Below are 15,740 nucleotides of genomic sequence, written 5' to 3' on the forward strand. Positions count from 1 at the left end.
CGCTTCGGCGTGAAGGACCTGCGCCTGTTGCCGATGGTGATGTACAACGGGCACGTGAGCCGCGATGCGGTCGCGGCCGCCGCCCGCGACGTGCTCGAGGCGTGGCACGCCGGCGACGCCGTGGCCACGCGCGTCGTCGCCGCCGGGATCGAGGCGCTGGCGCAACGGGTGCGGTCGGTGGCCTTGCGCCTCTCGCTCGACCGGCCGCGCGTCTGCCTGTCGGGCGGCGTGTTCCGATCGAGGCGCTATGCCGAGGCGTTCGGCGCGGCCGTCGTCGGGCTCGTGCCCGGTGCGACCGTCGAGCCGGCACGCCTGAGCCCCGCGGAAGGGGCCGCGCTGCTGGCGGTGCGGGCCGCCGGGCGACCGCTGACCGATGCCCTGCGGGCCGTCCTGGTGAGTTCGTCCCGGGTGCTTCCCGAACCCTGAGCCTGTAGCCAGCCATTTCGAGGAACCGTCGTGACCAACGCCCACGCCCAGCAACTGATCGCCCACCTGCGCGGCAGGCTCATCGTGTCGTGCCAGGCGCCGGCCGACTCGCCGCTCCACGACCCCTACGTGATCGCCCGCCTCGCCCTGGCGGCGGAGCGGCAGGGCGCCGGCGGCGTCCGCGTCGACTCCCCGAGCCACATCGAGGCTACCCGTGCCCTCGTCACCGTGCCCATCATCGGCATCCACAAGCAGGTGCACGACGGCTCCGCGGTGTACATCACGCCGACGTGCAACGCGGCCGCGGGCGTCATCGAGGCGGGCGCCGACATCATCGCCGTCGACGCCACGACGCGGCACCGGCCGCACGGTGAACGACTGGCCGACATCATCGGCATCATCCGCGCCCACGGGCGGCTCGTGATGGCCGACGTCGCGACCGAGGCCCAGGGACTCGCGGCGGCGGACCTCGGCGTGGACCTCATCGCCACCACGTTGTCCGGATACACCGAGGACAGCGTGCGGCACCCCGGACCCGACCTGACGCTCGTCGAGCGGCTCGCCACGGGGACGCGCCTCCCGGTGATTGCCGAGGGGCGCATCCGCACGGCCAACGACGTGCGCCAGGCCTTCCGGGCCGGCGCCTACGCCGTAGTGGTCGGCGGGGCCATCACGGGCATCGACACGATGGTGAAGCACTTCGTGGATGCGACGCCGTCTGGCCTGGCCGAGACGCGGGATGCGTAAGGGCACGGGCACCCTTCGACTTCGCTCAGGGCGAGCCGGGTTCCGGGTACCGGGTACGGCTGCGGTACCGCCTGAACCGGACGTAGCCGTCGAGCTTGCTCGACGGTCAGGGCGCGTCAGGGGAGGAAGGTGGCGCTGGTCGGTCGCGGGTGTGCTGCTCACCGCCATCTCCCTCGTCGGCGCCTGCAACTCGCAGCCCTCGTCGCCGCCCGCGCAGGCGACGCCGCCCATCGCGACCGTGCCGCGCGACGCCGCTCCTGCGCCCGGCCCCACGGCACCGCCGACGGCCTCGGCGCCCCGAGGCGGCGCCACGCGGGTCGAGGGCGACTGGACGGTCGATCTCGCGCGAGACGAACGCCGCGGCGGGCACACGCTGGCCCGTCACGTCGGTCGTACCGATGCGCAACTTCGTGCGCGGCTCGCGCGCGAGTCCGTGTCGGCCGCCTCCACCTACGCCGACCGTGAGATGGCCGAGCGCGTCGTCGTGCGGGCGCTTGCCGAGAACGCGCGTCGCGTGCAGCGCTGGATCGACCAGCGCGCGCCGAAGACCAACCTCGCCATCCGGTACCGTGCCCGCGACGGCCTGCCGACGGGGCGACGGCTGCGGCGCGGAGACGATGCCGCCGAGGACGTCGAGGGGGCCGTGGTGGTCCTGCGGTGGCGCGACGATGACTGGTACGTGCTGACCTCGTACCCGGAGGACGTGCGATGACCCTCAAAGGGCCGATGGAGTGGCCGCAGCTCGAGTCGCTCTGCGACGGGTACCTGCACCAGGACCTGGTGGCCGAGCACGGCTCGGCGCAGCAGGCCGTGCAGGCCTGGCTGGCCGACGCGAGTCGCGACGACGCGAAGGCACTGTCCTCGGAATGGCGCACGTTCCTCAACGTGACGCATGGCATGGACATCACCGAACGGGTCGAGGCGCTGCGCGAACTGGCCGGTGGGGCCTGGGCACCGGCCGGCGAACTCGAATTCGAGGTGGTGTCGGCGCTGCTGCTCAACGCCTGGCGAAGTAACGCTTAACGCTTGACGCTTAGCGCCTGACGCTTGACGACGAATGTCGAACGATTGGCAGCAGGGCAACGGCTACAGGCCTCCTGACGCTTCAGGTTGCCTGCAGCCTGTCGCCCGTCGCCTAGCTACGGCTTCTTGATCAACACGTCCGGAAACGGCGCGGCGCCGGAGCCGACGGGATTGCGCAGGCGGCTCTGGCCCATGCGGGGCATGTAGAGCGGGATCTTCAGCCCACCGGTCTTCTCGAGCATCCCGAACAGCTCTGCGCGCATCGCCTGGATCGTCTTCTGGTGCGCCGGGTCGTCGGCCAGGTTGCGCGATTCCTGCGGGTCGGCCTGCAGGTCGAAGAACATGTCCACGTCCCACACGCCATGCGTGAAGACGTACTTGTAGCGCTCGCCGCGCAGCGCGAACTGCGTCGGCGTTTGCGGGAAGCTCCACTCCCAGTAGTACTCGTACAGCAGCGACGTGCGCCAGGGCGCCTTCTGGTCGCGCAGGATCGGCAGCATGCTCTCGCCCTGCATGTGCGACGGGCGCGCGGTCCCCGCGAGATCGAGCATGGTTGGCGCGATGTCGATGTTGGCGACCACGCGGTCGATCTGCTGGCCGGGCGTCACGAGGCCCGGGGCGTAGACGAGCATCGGCACGCGCATCGACCAGTCGAAGGCCGTGCGCTTGTCGATCAGGCCGTGCTCCCCGAACGCGAAGCCGTTGTCGCCCATGTAGATCACGAGCGTGTTGTCGAGCTGCCCGGTCTTCTTCAGCCACTCGAGCACGCGACCGACGCTGTCGTCCACGGCGCGCAGCGTCTCCATGTACCGGCGGTAGTACTCGGCGACATCGAGCGTCGAGTGGTACGGGAACTCCACGCCGTGCCAGCTGTTGCGCTGGTTGCGGACCCAGGTGGGGAAGCGGCCCGTCACGGCCGCCTCGGGCGCCATCGTCGCCGGTGAGGGCACCGGCACATCCTTCAGCGAGCCCTTGTGGCGATCGGCTGGCACGAAGTCGGCGTGCACGCCCTTGTGCGACAGGTACAGGAAGAACGGCGTGTCGCGCGACGTCTGCTCCAGCCACTGCACCGCGTAGTCGGTGAGTTCGTCGGTGATGTAGCCCTTCTGCGGCACGCGCGTGCCGTCGACGTTGAGCATCGTGGCGCCGGCGCGCGGCAGGTACTCGCCCTGGCCGCGGAAGCTCACCCAACGGTCGAAGCCCGGCTGTGGCTTGTCGTCCTCGTTGCCGATGTGCCACTTGCCGACCAGCGCCGTCTGGTAGCCGGCGGCCTTGAGCAACTGGCCGACGTTGGGCAGCACCGGCGGGATCGGCGTGAAGTTGTCGACCACGCCGTGCGTGTGCGCGTAGGTGCCCGTCAGGATCGACGCACGCGACGGCGAGCACAGCGCCGTCGTGACGAAGGCGTTGCGCATGTGCGCGCCACCCTTCGCCAGCGTGTCCATGTTCGGCGTCCGCGCCAGCGGGTGGCTCATCACGCCGAGCGCATCGTAGCGGTGGTCGTCGGTGAGGATGAAGACGATGTTGCGCGGCTTCCGAGCCTGCGCCTGCGCGAGGGGCGCACACGCGCACAGCGCGAGCAGCACGAGGATCCACGCGGCGCGATCGCCGATGACGGTCCTTGTCATGGTTCCACCTTGATCGTGACGGCCGGGCTCGGAGAGCCGGCCCTACCTGCGGAATTCGTGTGTCGCCGTCGCCCGCGGGCGACGGTCAGGGCCATCTCGCTGAGCGTCGGCCATGGCCGACGCCTACACGTGCTGTCCGTAAGCCGTAAGCCGTAAGCCGTAAGCCCTGAGCCTCGAGCCTGTCCTACGCCGGCCCGACCTTGGCCGACTTCAGGCCGAGACCGAGGGTGCCCTTGCAGTACGCCAGGCTCTTCTCGATCTCGCGCCGCTGCTCGAGCGGATCGTTCGGCTTCGTGGTGGTGGTGGCCATCGGCGCCTTGCGACGCATCACGCGCAGGAACCGCGCCAGGCTCTGCCCCTCGAGGCGCGGCCATGCCGTCCAGAACGCGTCCTCGAGGAACGGGATGTCGCGGCCCACGCCCGAGATCGTCTCGATGTGAATCGGCACGCCCGGGCACAGCTCGGCGAACCGCGGCATGAAGCGCGCGAAGTCGACCTGGCCGTCGCCCATCGCCGTCCACTTCACGCGGCACCCCGCCGGAATCTCGGTGACGACGCCGTCGCGCAGGCTCGTGGTGACGATGTAGGGCGCGAGCGTCTCGAGGGCGTCGAGGGGATTCTCGAGGGTCCAGAGGGAGTTGCCCGAGTCGTAGTTCACGCCCACGAAGTCGCGCCCGGCCATCTCGACGAGCGCGGCCACCTCGTCGGCGCGCATGTCGCCCGCGTGGTTCTCGATGGCTACCTTCACGCCGGCATCGAGTGCCTGGGAGCGTGCGCCCTTGAGCACGGAGACCAGGCTGTCCATGTGACGACCGATGCCACCGGGCGTCAGGCGATCTTCCCAGGTGCCGAGCACCACGCGCGCGACAGGGGAGCCCACCTGCTGCGCGACCCGGATGACCTTCGTGAGCTGTTCGGCCGCGGTGCCGTTGGCCGGCCGGAAGGCCTTGCTCGTCGGGCACACGCTCCACGTGCCCACGTGGATGGTCACGGAGCGCGCGGCCGCGTCTTCCTTGAGCTTCTTGAGCGCAGGCTCCTCGAGCGACTCGAAGGCGTCGAGGTCGCTGATGAACAGGGAGTCGGCGCCGAGGCTCGCGGCGTAGCCGAGCAGGCGCGTCGCCTTCCAGTTGCTGGCGCGGACGGCGAAGTTGTCGAGGCCGAGCGGCACCGGCCGCGGCAGGACGGGAGGCTTTGGCGTGCCCTGCCCCTGCACGGTGGCAGCGGCCAGCAGGGCGGCGGAGGACGACAGGAAGGCGCGACGGGTGCTCGGGACGGACACGTGGTGGCTCCAGGGGGAAAGGCGCGTCGCCAGTGTACCCGGTCCCCGGCACCCCGCTACCCGGCACCCGGCACCCGGCACCCTGGCTCTACCGCGCTACGTACCCTTCGCGCGCCACGACCTCGCCCGGGCGTCCGCGCAGGCGGACCTCGAGCTTGTGGAAGCCGGGCGCCGTGGTGGCGGGTGTGTAGGTGAGCAGGTACCGCTGCCGGTACTGGCCGAGGATGCCCTGGAAGGTCTCCGAGAGCTTCGCGTCCTTCTCTACGCGCAGGAACTCGCCGCCGGTGAGGTCGGCGGCCGACTGCAGCAGGCGCAGGCCATCGCCCGGCGTGGCCGCCATCCAGGGCTGCCGCGTCAGGGCGTCGGCAAACGGCGCCGACGTGATCGTCACCGGTAACCCGGCGCCCACGGGGAACACCACGACGTTGGTGCGGCGGAGCACGTCGAGCGCCCGCGCCGCCGACGTCCAGCTCGTCGTGTCCTGTCCGTCGGTGAACAGGAGGAACACGGACGGCCGCGTGTCGGCGAGCGAGAGCGCCGCGCCGAGCACCATCGCATCCTGCAGGGGCGTGGCGCCGCCCGCGGCGAAGCGCGCGAGCGCCGACTCGAGGTCGCCACCGGGCGTCGCGGCCCGCAACAGCAGGCGCAGGCGATCGGAGAAGGTGAACAGCGACACGCGATCGGCCGGCGTCAGCTGTCCGGCGAGGGTGCGCACGGCGGACTTCAGCTGCTCGAGCGTGCGGCCGTCGACGCTGCCGCTGAGGTCGAGGCCGATGATCACGTGCGCGCTGTCGGTCGTGCCGAGCGAATCCACCGGCTGCTCGACGCCGTTGTCGCGCACCACGAAGTCGCGGGCGGTGAGGCCGGGGATCGGCTTGCGGTCGCGATGCGCATACGCGTCGATGGTCACCACGTCCACCGACGCGCGGAATGTCGGCTGGTCCTGCGCCGACGTCTCGGCTCCCAGGAGGGCCAGGCCGACGATCGACGGCAGCCCGAGGCGGGCGCACCACGTGAACCGACTCATGGCAGCACCCCGGTGAGCATGTGTACCAGCACCACATCGGCCTGCGCGAGCCGTCCGCCGATGTACAGGGTCCAGGCGTCGGCGGGCTGGCGGGGCGACAGCGCCGCCGGTGTGGCGAACTGCCGGGTGAGGTCGAAGGCGCCGCCCGACTGCCCGCGCCGCAGCGAGGCCTGCATCATGGCCACCAGCGCCGTCTGCCGCACCGCCGGCACCGACGAGGCCTTGGCGAAGTAGGTCGACGCGCGGTCCTGCTGGCGGCGCGCCTCGGCGATCTCACCCATGAACAGGTACGCGAGCCCGCAGACCGCGTCGCGGCACGGTTGATCGAGCAGCGGCGCGAGCGTCCGTTCGGCAAGGTCGAGCTGCTCGCGCTCGAAGGCGATGCGCCCGAGGTGTAGCGTCGCCTCGCGGTCCCCGGGGCGCCCCTCGAGCGCCTTCTGGAACTGGCGCCCGGCTTCCTCGAAGGTGATCAACATGCCGGGCACGCGCGAGGTCGGGGGCAGCCGACGCTGGCTCATGGCGACCGAGGCCGAGGGCGCCTCGTCGGCCAGGCGGGCGCGTGTCTCCAGCGCGACCCCACGCAGCAGCGAGAGCGCCGCGAGCCCTTCGGGCCCCGCCGGCGGGCGCGTGTTCTTCTGCTCGCGCTGGAAGTCGAGGAAGCGGCTGGCGCCGACCAGGTACTGCAGCCAGGCGAGCCGGCCCCAGTCACGGAACGCCCGCACGCCCACCGCAGCGTCGGCCTCCCCATCGTCGAACGGGTCGAGACGATCGAGGGCGTCGCGCGCGGCATCCTCGAGCGCCGTCTCGTGCGCCACCGAGACCGTCCGGCCCGAGACGATCAGCACTTCGAGGGGCAGCAGGGCCGACGCCTCGAGCCGCCTGATGACCAGGCGCCTGGCCTCGGCATCGCCCGAGGGGATCCGCCACGATCCGTACGCGTCGCGGGCGCCCTGGGTCACCTCCCTGGCGGGCGCCTGCAGCAGCAGCAGCGCCGCGCCGGCCCGGTCCCCGGCGAGGTACCGGTCGACGGCGGTTTCCCAGGCCACGCCCGCGGCCCTCGCGGACGCGGAAGGGATGAGCACGGCCGCCCCCAGCAGGACCGCCACGGCCATCCGAGACCAGCGTCCGCGCGCCGGCGTCGCATTCATGACGCCGCCGCGATGCGTGCATCCGGGCCCGGCTTGTCTCCCCTCAGGGAGCGCGATAGCATGAGCGATTGTTATAGGGGCCATTAGCAAACGTCATGATCACAGCCGACCCGACCAAGCGAGCCCAGATCCTCGACGACGTCCAACGCATCGCGGCCGACACGACGCCCGAGGGCGACCGTGACCTGTTCCACGCCTTCGCAGGCGTGGTCCTGGCCGAGATTCCCGACAGCGTGGTGTTCCGCCTACCGGCGGCGGCACTGGCGGCGCGACTCGGAGAGTACTTCAGGTTCGTCGCGCACACGATGCCGCCCGAGGTGCAGCTCTATCGCGGCCTCCCCGGCCTGCACGTCACCGTCCGCAACTGCGACGAGGCCGAGGACCGCGCCATGGCCGGCCACGACGGCGGCCCGCACGAGGTGACGATCGTCGAGACGCACACGCCCGACGCGCCGTTCATCTTCGAGAGCCTCACCAACTTCTTCAAGAACGAGGGCCTGCGCGTCTTCTCGGCAATCCACCCCCGCCTGACGGTCCGCCGCCAGTGGGAGCGCGTGGTCCACGTCGGCGCGCACGGCGAGGAGGGCTCGCAGGAGCTGTTCTGCCAGTTCCGCATCGAGCGGATCGAGCGCACCGAGCGGATGCGTCGCCTCGAGCACCAGATCTTCAGCCTGCTGAAGAGCGTGTTCCTGGCCGTCGGCGACTTCCCGGCGATGAAGTCGGCGGTGGTCGCGGCGGCAGGGCGCGTGCGCGGCCGCGACGGCGACGCGGCGGCCGGCGAGGGCTCCAGCCGACTGTTGAAGTGGCTCGTCGACGACAACTTCGTGCTGCTCGGCGTGATGCGGTACGTGCCCGGGCCCGACGGCGACCTGCAGCCGCAGGACGACAGCGCGCTCGGCGCCTTCAAGGACCCCTCGCTGCTCGAGACGGTGTTCCCCGGGCTGCCGGCCGACATCACGCGCAACCTCGCACCGGCTGCCGACGACACCCGCATCATCGACATCGATTACTGCGTCAACGGGCGCGCCATCCACCATCTCGGCCCGCTCGAGGACCTGTTCATCCGCGAGTGGACGCCCGAGGGCGGCCTGGCCGGCATGGCGCTGGCGATCGGCCGCTTCGCCAAGAGCGCGTTCGCCAGCAAGGCCGCCGACATCCCGGTGCTCGACGGCAAGCTCACGTACATCCTCGACGGGCTGCACGTGACGCCGAATTCACACGCCTGGCGCGAGGCGCGGGCCATCTTCAACCACTTCCCGAAGCGTGAGCTGTTCTACGCCCGTCGCGAGGACCTCTGCTCCATCGTCGAGCAGATGGTGACGATGGTCGGCGACGACGAGATCGCCGTCGGCGTGCGGCAGGGCACGGGCTACGCGGCCGTCACCGTCGGCTTCTCCGACGTGCGCTACTCGCCCAAGGCCGAGGCGACGCTGCGCGCGTCGCTGCAGGAGGCCTTCGGGCCGATCCTCTTCACCGAGTGGGCCGACCTCGGCACCAAGGCCGTCATCGTCTTCTACTTCGACAGCGCGGAGATGGAAGCGCCGATCGACGTCGACACGGTGCGCACGCTGGCCCGCCAGGGCCTCACGACCTGGGAGGACCAGGCCGCCATCGAGCTCGAGCACGCCTACGGCACGCTCGAGGGGCGCCGCCTCTTCAACAAGTACGTCCGCCTCGAGAGCCGCAGCGGCCTCTATCGCGAGTCGACGACGCCGCAGGAAGTGCCGGCGGACCTCGGCCGCCTCGAGGCCCTCGAGGGGCGCCTCGAGATGAACGTGCTGCCCGAGCACGCCGAGCAGGCCACCATCAAGCTGTTCGCCCCGAAGCCGCTCGGCCTCACGGCCACGCTGCGCACGCTGCAGAACCTCGGGTTGCCGGTCGTCGACGAGCTGTCGTTGCCGCTGATCCTGCCCGACAACCGCACCGGCTTCCTGGAGCGCCTGCGCATCCAGGCCCCGCCGCGCGTGATCGCGTCGGTCGTCAACGCACCCGATCGCCTGCTCGACGCGCTCCGTGCCCTGCACGAGAAGCGTGCCACCGACGACGCGCTCAATGGCCTGATCACGAGCGAGGGCCTGACCTGGCGCCAGGTCGAGGTGCTGCGCACGCTGCGCAACCACCTCATCCAGGTCCGCCCGAACTACAACACCGACACGATCACCAGCGTGATGGTGCGCAACAGCGCCGCGGCCGCGGCCCTGTTCCGCCTCTTCGACGCGCGTTTCAACCCGGTCGTCGAGGGCGATCGCGAGGCCGCCGTCGACCAGGCCGATCGTGCGCTGCGCGCGGCGCTGCAGCAGGTGGGCAGCCTGCTCGACGACGAGATCCTGCGCGGCGTGGAGAACCTGCTGCTGGCGGTGGTGCGCACCAACGCCTACCAGAAGCCCGAGCGGCCCGTGGTGTCGATGAAGGTGGAGTGCGCGAAGGTGGCCGGCATGGTGTCGCCGCGCCCGCTCTTCGAGATCTACGTGCACTCGCCGCACCTCGAGGGCATCCACCTGCGCGGCGGCAAGGTGGCGCGCGGCGGCCTGCGCTGGAGCGACCGCCACGACGACTTCCGCACGGAGGTCCTCGGCCTGATGAAGACGCAGATGGTCAAGAACTCGATCATCGTGCCTGTCGGGTCCAAGGGCGGCTTCGTGCTCAAGGGCACGCTGCCGCAGCGGCCGGCGCTCGACCAGTACCTCATCGACCGCTACCGCCAGTTCATCTCCGGCCTGCTCGACATCACCGACAACATCGTCGACGGCCAGGTCGTGCATCCGCCCGACGTGGTGCGGTACGACCAGCCCGATCCGTACCTGGTGGTCGCGGCCGACAAGGGCACGGCGCACCTGTCCGACACGGCCAACTCGGTGTCGGCGCAGTACGGGTTCTGGCTCGGTGACGCGTTCGCGTCAGGCGGCTCGAACGGCTACGACCACAAGGTGGAGGGCATCACGGCCCGCGGCGCGTGGGAGTGCGTGCTGCACCACTTCCGCAACATGGGCCAGGACATCCAGGCCGAGCCGTTCACGATGGTCGGCATCGGCGACATGTCGGGCGACGTGTTCGGCAACGGCGCGCTGCGAAGCCGCGTGACCAGGCTGGTGGCGGCCTTCAACCACGCGCACATCTTCATCGACCCCGATCCGGACCTGGAGAAGACGTTCGCCGAGCGCGAGCGCCTCTTCGCGCTGCCGCGGTCGACGTGGCGCGACTACGACACGTCGCTGATCAGCGAGGGCGGCGGCATCTTCGATCGCTCCGCCAAGGCCATCCCGGTGTCGCCGCAGATGAAGGCGCTGTTCGGCATCGAGCAGGACGAGGTCACGGGCGAGGAGATGATCCGCCGCCTGCTCACCGCGAAGGTCGACCTGCTCTACAACGGCGGCATCGGCACGTACGTCAAGGCGAGCAGCGAGGACGACTCCGAGGTCGGCGATCGCGCCAACGACCGCGTGCGCGTCGACGCGCGCGACGTGCAGGCCCGCGTCATCGGCGAGGGCGGCAACCTCGGCATGACGCAGAAGGCCCGCATCGAGTACTGGGAGCGCGGCGGGCTCTGCAACACCGACGCGATCGACAACTCGGGCGGCGTCGACATGTCGGATCACGAGGTCAACCTCAAGATCCTGCTCGACATCCTCGTGCGCGAGAAGGTCATCGCCAGCAAGGATGCGCGTAACGTCGTCCTCAAGCAGATGACCGACGACGTGTCGGAGCTGGTGCTCGACGACAACCGCAACCAGGCGCGCGCCATCACGCTCGACAGCGTGCGGAGCGTCGTCGAGTACGACACGTTCGTCGAGGTGATCGAGCAGATGGTCACCAACCGGATCTTCAGCCGTGAGGATCAGGCGATGCCGACGCGCGAGAGCCTGCTCGCCAGCCCGCTGCGCGTGCGCGGGCTGCCGCGGCCGGTGCTCGCCGTGCTGCTCGGGCAGGCGAAGATGCACGCCTACGACGTGGTGCTGGCCTCGGGCGTCCCCGACTCGCCGGCCGGGCTGCCGCTGCTCCATCGCTACTTCCCGGCGCTCATGCAGGAGCGGTATGCCGACACGTTCGGCAAGCACCCGCTCAAGCGCGAGATCATCGCCACCGTGGCCATCAACCACGTGATCAACCACGCGGGCATCACGTTCCTGCCGACGATGGCCGAGCGGACCGGCGCCGACTTCGGCGCCATCGTGCACGCCTACATCGAGACCGACGAGGCGAAGGGCGCCTCGCGTCGACGCGCCGAGGTGCTGGCCACCGGGTTGCCGGCCGATGCGGAGCGCCGGCAGTTGCTGACCATCGAGCACGAGGTCGAGCAGGCCGTCCTCGCGCGGCTCGACGCGGCCAAGGTCGGCTGACGCGTGCCGGGCCGTCGCGCATTCCTCGGGGCCGTCGCCGGCACGCTGGCGGCGGCCTCCTCACACCGGGTGTCGGGGCAGGCGCGCGCCCGGCGCCTCCTGCTGCGCTCCTCCTGGCAGACGGTCAACATCGGCGACGTCGCCCACACGCCCGGCGTGCTGCGTCTGCTCGAGCAGCACCTGCCCGACGTCGACGTGACGTTGTGGGCCTCGCCCCTGAACGAGGCCGTTCGTGGGCTGCTGCGCACGCGCTTCCCGCGCGTGCGGGTGATCGAACAGGCGGAGCGCCCGGACCTGTCGGGCACCGAGGTCGAGGCCGCCATGCGCGACACCGACCTCGTGATGCACGGGTCCGGCCCGAGCATCGTGTCGCCCTCGTCGCTGCGGCTGGCCCGCGCCCTCGGCAAGCCGTACGGCATCTACGGTGTCACGCTCGACACGCTCGATGCCTCGATGCAGGAGGTGGTCGCGGGCGCTGCGTTCGCCTTCACGCGCGAGACCGCCTCGCTCGAGTACCTGACGTCGCTCGCGCTGCGCGTGCCCGCGCAGGCGTTCGCGCCAGACGGCACGTTCGCGCTCGACATTCGCGACGACGCGACGGCCGACGCCTACTGCCGTGCCCACGGACTGGAGACCGGGCGGTTCCTCTGCGTGGTGCCGCGGCTGCGCTACACGCCGTATCCCTGGATCACCGAAGGCGCCGCGCGTGGCGAGGCCGAGCCGATCCGCCGCCTGAAGGTCAACGAGGAGTTCACCGCGCGCGACCACGCCAAGCTGCGCGACGTGATCGTGGCCTGGGTGCGCGGACGCCACGGCAAGGTGCTGGCCTGCCCGGAGATGACCTACCAGGTGCCGCTGCTGCGGCCGTTGCTGTTCGACGGGTTGCCCGACGACGTGAAGCCGGCTGTGGTGGTGCGCGATCGCTACTGGCGCACCGACGAGGCGGCGTCCACGTATGCGCGGGCATCGCTGGTGGTCAGCTGCGAGATGCACTCGCCGATCATCGCGCTGGCCAACGGCACGCCGGCCATCCACGTCAGGCAGCCGACCGATACGCGCAAGGGCCAGATGTGGCGCGACGTCGGGCTGTCGGAGTGGCTGTTCGAGATCGACGACACGCCCGGGACGGCTATCGCGGCCCGTGCGGTCCTGATCGCTGCCGACCCGGCGGCCGCGCGTGTCGCCGTGGCGCGCGCCATGGGCGTCGCCCGGGAACGCCAGCGCGAGACGATGCGCGTGGTGGCCACGACGCTGGGCGCCCGCTTCGTCGAGGCCGAGCGCCCCACGCCCAAGGCATAGACTCGACCTCAGTCGAGTTCCCGCGCACGCCGTGTCGGCCTACGATGCCGGCATGGCGACAGACAAGGACTTCACCCCGGCCGAGTGGCAGCAGATCGAGGCGGCGCCGTTCATGGCGGCCCTCGCGATCACGTACGGCGACCTGAGCAGCAAGAAGGGCATCGCGGACGAGGCCGCCGCGACCGGCGAGGCGATCAAGGGCGCCGGCGGCTCGGCGAGCGAGATTGTCCGTACCCTCGCCGCGCGCTTCGTGGCGGGGCAGCGCCCGACCATGCCGTCCATCCCCAACGCGCCGGCCGAGGCGCAGGCGGCGCTCGTCGACGGGTGCAAGGCAGCGCTTGGACTGGTGCGCGCCAAGGCGCCTGCGGAGGCCGAGGTGTTCGCGCGCTTCCTGCTCGACACGGCCATGGCCACTGCCAACGCCTCGCGCGAGGGCGGCATCATGGGCATCGGCTTCGCGAAGGTCAGCGAGGGCGAGACCATGGCGCTCGCGCAGCTCGCGCTCGCGCTGGGCTTGCCGCAATAGAACGAGGGCTCACGGCTCACGGCTCAGGGCTCAAGGCTCAGAGAGCTTTCTGAGCGCTGCGTCCTGAGCTTGAAGATCGGCGTCTTCTCCATTCTGAATTCTGAATTCTGAATTACAGGGCGGAGTGTGTCAGCACCCTGTCACGCGTATTCCGTCGTCAGCAGGCGTTCCACCGAGCGCAGCTCGATCTGGATGGCCACGAGCAGCCCGGGGATCGGGACGGGGTCCTTGCCAAGAGCGGCCTTCTCGACGTCGTGGCACAACTGCGACAGGCGGACGGCGCCGATCATGCCGGCGCTGCCCTTGAGCGCGTGCGCCTGTTCGCGCGGCGCCGGCGGCGCGCAGCCGCATCGCATCCACGTGCTCACCAATCTCTACCCGCCTGACGTGCTGGGCGGCTACGAGCTGCTTGCCCTCGACGTGGTCCGCGGCCTGCAGGCGCGCGGTCACGACGTGCACGTGATGACGACGGGCGTCGACGTGGGGGAGTCGGGCATCTCGCGGACGCTGCGTTTCGTGCGGCCGTTCGGCGAGGCCCCGCGAACGGACCGCCTGCGACACCTGACGCGGTCCTGGCGGAACGCCCGCGCGGTAGACGCCGTGATCGCGCGCCATGGGCGGCCCGACGTGCTGCTGGCGATGAGCCAGCGTCGGTTGGGTCTCGGTGCGTTGCGCGCCTATCGGCGTGCCGGCGTGCCCGTGGTGGCCACCGTGAACGACGACTGGCCGGTTGCGTATGCGGCCGCGCGGCACCACGCCGCATGGCGCGCCCCGATCGAGCGGGCGGTCGGCGCGTGCCGACGTCTGCGTGCGACCGATGTCGACCGCGTGGCGTACCTCTCCGAGGCATCTCGGCGCACGACCCACGAGGCCGGCGTGCCGTTCCCGATGGGCGTCGTGGAGCCGCAGGGTGTCGACTGCAGCACGTTCGCGCCAGGCACCTCGCGATGGACGGGTCACGGCCTGCAGGGCGGGACGGTGCGCCTGGCGCTCGTCGGCCGTCTGCATCCCGGCAAGGGGCCGGAACTGGCGATCGACGCGGTCGCGCAGTTGCGTCGGCTCGGGCGCGCGGTGCACCTGACGATTGCCGGACAGGCTGACGACCCGCGCTACATGGACCACCTGCGGACGCGCGCCGAGACGCTCGGCGTGTCGGGCGCCATCGAGTGGCTCGGCAAGGTGCGTCGCCAGGATCTGCCCGACGTCTACCGCGCGGCCGACGTGTGCCTGTTCGTCTCACTGCTCGCGCACGAGGGACAGGGCCTCACGTACCTCGAGGCGATGGCGTGCGGTGTGCCCGTCGTCGCGTGGCCGAGCGGCGGCGCGCGCGAGTTCCTCGAGCAGCATCCGATCGCCTGCCTGGCGGAGGCGCCCGAGGGGCCGTCGGTCGCCGACGGCGTGCTGTCGCTGCTGCGCAACCCGGCCGGCACGCAGCACATGGTCGACCACGCGCTCATGTTCGTGCGCGATCACGCGTCCCTCGATCGCTACGTCGATGCGATCGCGCGCGAGCTCGATCTCGCCGCCGCTCCTGCCACGGCGGCAGGGCTGGCCTACACCGGCGTGCCCGCCCGCGCCTGAGTCGCCCTGCTGGCCACCTCACCAGCCCCGGTGGCGGCGTGCTGACCGCGCCGCCGTCGGACATCCGGCCCAGCCTGCGTGCTGACGCGGGTGCAAGCCCCCAGCCCCAGGCGCCCAGCCCGGCAGAGTGCACTGCGCCCTGCGCTCTGAGCCGTGAGCCCCCAGCCCTGTGCAGTGCTCTCTATGCCCAGAGCCCTGCGGCGTGTTGCCTGAGCCCTGAGCCCTGAGCCTCCAGTCCTGCGGCGTGCTCCCTGAGCCCTGCGCTCTGAGCTGTGAGCCCCAAGCCCCAAGCCCCCAGCCCCCAACCCCCAGCCCCCAGCCCCCAGCAACTACGCCCGTGGCAGGCGCACCTCGAACAGGGCGCCCCCGCCCTCACGTTCGCCGACGCCGATCGTGCCGCCGTAGGCCTCGACGATCGCCTTGGCGATCGCCAGACCGAGCCCGGCGTGCTCGTGGCGGCTGGTCGTCGAGCCGGGTCGATAACTGAAGAAGCGTTCGAACACGCGCGCGCGGTGCTCCACCGGGATGCCGGGGCCGCGGTCGGCCACCGTCACCACCACGTGCGCGCCGTCGTCGCGCACGCCCACCTCCACGGTGCCGGGCGCCGGGGAGAAGGCGACGGCGTTGTCGACGAGGTTCTCGATGACCTGTGCGAGCCGTTCCGGGTGTGCCCGCACGCGGGCCTCGCCAGGCGCCTCTGCCAGCACCACGCCCTGCGC

General features: G+C 71.1%; 14 protein-coding genes. 8 read left to right on the plus strand and 6 right to left on the minus strand.

The annotated features are described in order from the left end of the window. The 4 genes from ACIRDX_RS14225 to ACIRDX_RS14240 form a co-directional block, all read left to right on the plus strand. A partial coding sequence (locus tag ACIRDX_RS14225) for a BadF/BadG/BcrA/BcrD ATPase family protein (protein ID WP_396626102.1) occupies nt 1-426 on the plus strand: 426 nt, incomplete at its 5' end. Between the two features lie 30 nt (nt 427-456). Beyond that, nucleotides 457-1,173 carry an N-acetylmannosamine-6-phosphate 2-epimerase gene (locus tag ACIRDX_RS14230; protein ID WP_396626103.1) on the plus strand — a complete coding sequence of 239 codons (717 nt, stop codon included), beginning with the start codon at nt 457-459 and terminating at the stop codon, nt 1,171-1,173. 151 nt (nt 1,174-1,324) lie between these two features. Next, nucleotides 1,325-1,885: an RNase A-like domain-containing protein gene (locus ACIRDX_RS14235; protein ID WP_396626104.1), complete on the plus strand. Its 561-nt coding sequence runs from the start codon at nt 1,325-1,327 to the stop codon at nt 1,883-1,885. Then, nucleotides 1,882-2,196, plus strand: coding sequence for a contact-dependent growth inhibition system immunity protein (locus tag ACIRDX_RS14240; RefSeq protein WP_396626105.1), 315 nt, complete (start codon nt 1,882-1,884; stop codon nt 2,194-2,196). Before ACIRDX_RS14235 ends, ACIRDX_RS14240 begins: the two co-directional genes overlap by 4 nt. A gap of 116 nt (nt 2,197-2,312) precedes the next feature. On the opposite strand, the gene ACIRDX_RS14245 is transcribed toward ACIRDX_RS14240, so the two are convergent. From ACIRDX_RS14245 to ACIRDX_RS14260, 4 genes are all read right to left on the minus strand, one after another. After that, nucleotides 2,313-3,824, minus strand: coding sequence for a sulfatase (locus ACIRDX_RS14245; protein ID WP_396626106.1), 1,512 nt, complete (start codon nt 3,822-3,824; stop codon nt 2,313-2,315). A 184-nt stretch (nt 3,825-4,008) separates the two neighbouring features. After that, a complete protein-coding gene (locus tag ACIRDX_RS14250; protein ID WP_396626107.1) occupies nt 4,009-5,103 on the minus strand; it encodes a sugar phosphate isomerase/epimerase family protein in 1,095 nt (364 codons plus the stop codon). An 88-nt stretch (nt 5,104-5,191) separates the two neighbouring features. Continuing rightward, the gene (locus tag ACIRDX_RS14255; RefSeq protein WP_396626108.1) at nt 5,192-6,130 is read right to left on the minus strand and encodes a VWA domain-containing protein; all 939 of its coding nucleotides are present in this window, start codon (nt 6,128-6,130) and stop codon (nt 5,192-5,194) included. Beyond that, nucleotides 6,127-7,242 (minus strand): tetratricopeptide repeat protein, encoded by a 1,116-nt coding sequence (locus tag ACIRDX_RS14260; protein ID WP_396626109.1) that lies wholly within the window; start codon nt 7,240-7,242, stop codon nt 6,127-6,129. Before ACIRDX_RS14260 ends, ACIRDX_RS14255 begins: the two co-directional genes overlap by 4 nt. 131 nt (nt 7,243-7,373) lie before the next feature. Here ACIRDX_RS14260 and ACIRDX_RS14265 point away from each other — a divergent pair, with 131 nt between their 5' ends. The 3 genes from ACIRDX_RS14265 to ACIRDX_RS14275 are packed head-to-tail and all read left to right on the plus strand — an operon-like array spanning nt 7,374 to nt 13,440. Beyond that, entirely contained in the window at nt 7,374-11,615 is a 4,242-nt protein-coding gene (locus ACIRDX_RS14265) for an NAD-glutamate dehydrogenase domain-containing protein (RefSeq protein ID WP_396626110.1), read from the plus strand. A gap of 3 nt (nt 11,616-11,618) precedes the next feature. Then, the gene (locus ACIRDX_RS14270; protein ID WP_396626111.1) at nt 11,619-12,914 is read left to right on the plus strand and encodes a polysaccharide pyruvyl transferase family protein; all 1,296 of its coding nucleotides are present in this window, start codon (nt 11,619-11,621) and stop codon (nt 12,912-12,914) included. Between the two features lie 52 nt (nt 12,915-12,966). Further along, nucleotides 12,967-13,440 carry a hypothetical protein gene (locus ACIRDX_RS14275; protein ID WP_396626112.1) on the plus strand — a complete coding sequence of 158 codons (474 nt, stop codon included), beginning with the start codon at nt 12,967-12,969 and terminating at the stop codon, nt 13,438-13,440. Nucleotides 13,441-13,580: 140 nt separating this feature from the next. Here ACIRDX_RS14275 and ACIRDX_RS14280 read toward each other — a convergent pair whose 3' ends face one another. Further along, nucleotides 13,581-13,808 carry an Hpt domain-containing protein gene (locus tag ACIRDX_RS14280; protein ID WP_396626113.1) on the minus strand — a complete coding sequence of 76 codons (228 nt, stop codon included), beginning with the start codon at nt 13,806-13,808 and terminating at the stop codon, nt 13,581-13,583. On the opposite strand from ACIRDX_RS14280, the gene ACIRDX_RS14285 reads away from it, so the two are divergent. Further along, on the plus strand, nt 13,801-15,021 hold the full coding sequence (locus ACIRDX_RS14285; RefSeq protein ID WP_396626114.1) for a glycosyltransferase family 4 protein: 1,221 nt from the start codon (nt 13,801-13,803) through the stop codon (nt 15,019-15,021). The two genes, ACIRDX_RS14280 and ACIRDX_RS14285, sit on opposite strands and share 8 nt — an antisense overlap. Nucleotides 15,022-15,350: 329 nt before the next feature. On the opposite strand, the gene ACIRDX_RS14290 is transcribed toward ACIRDX_RS14285, so the two are convergent. Further along, nucleotides 15,351-15,740 (minus strand): sensor histidine kinase (locus tag ACIRDX_RS14290; RefSeq protein ID WP_396626115.1); only part of this gene is annotated, 390 nt, incomplete at its 5' end.

This window comes from Luteitalea sp., assembly GCF_044337415.1.
Taxonomy (GTDB): domain Bacteria; phylum Acidobacteriota; class Vicinamibacteria; order Vicinamibacterales; family Vicinamibacteraceae; genus Luteitalea.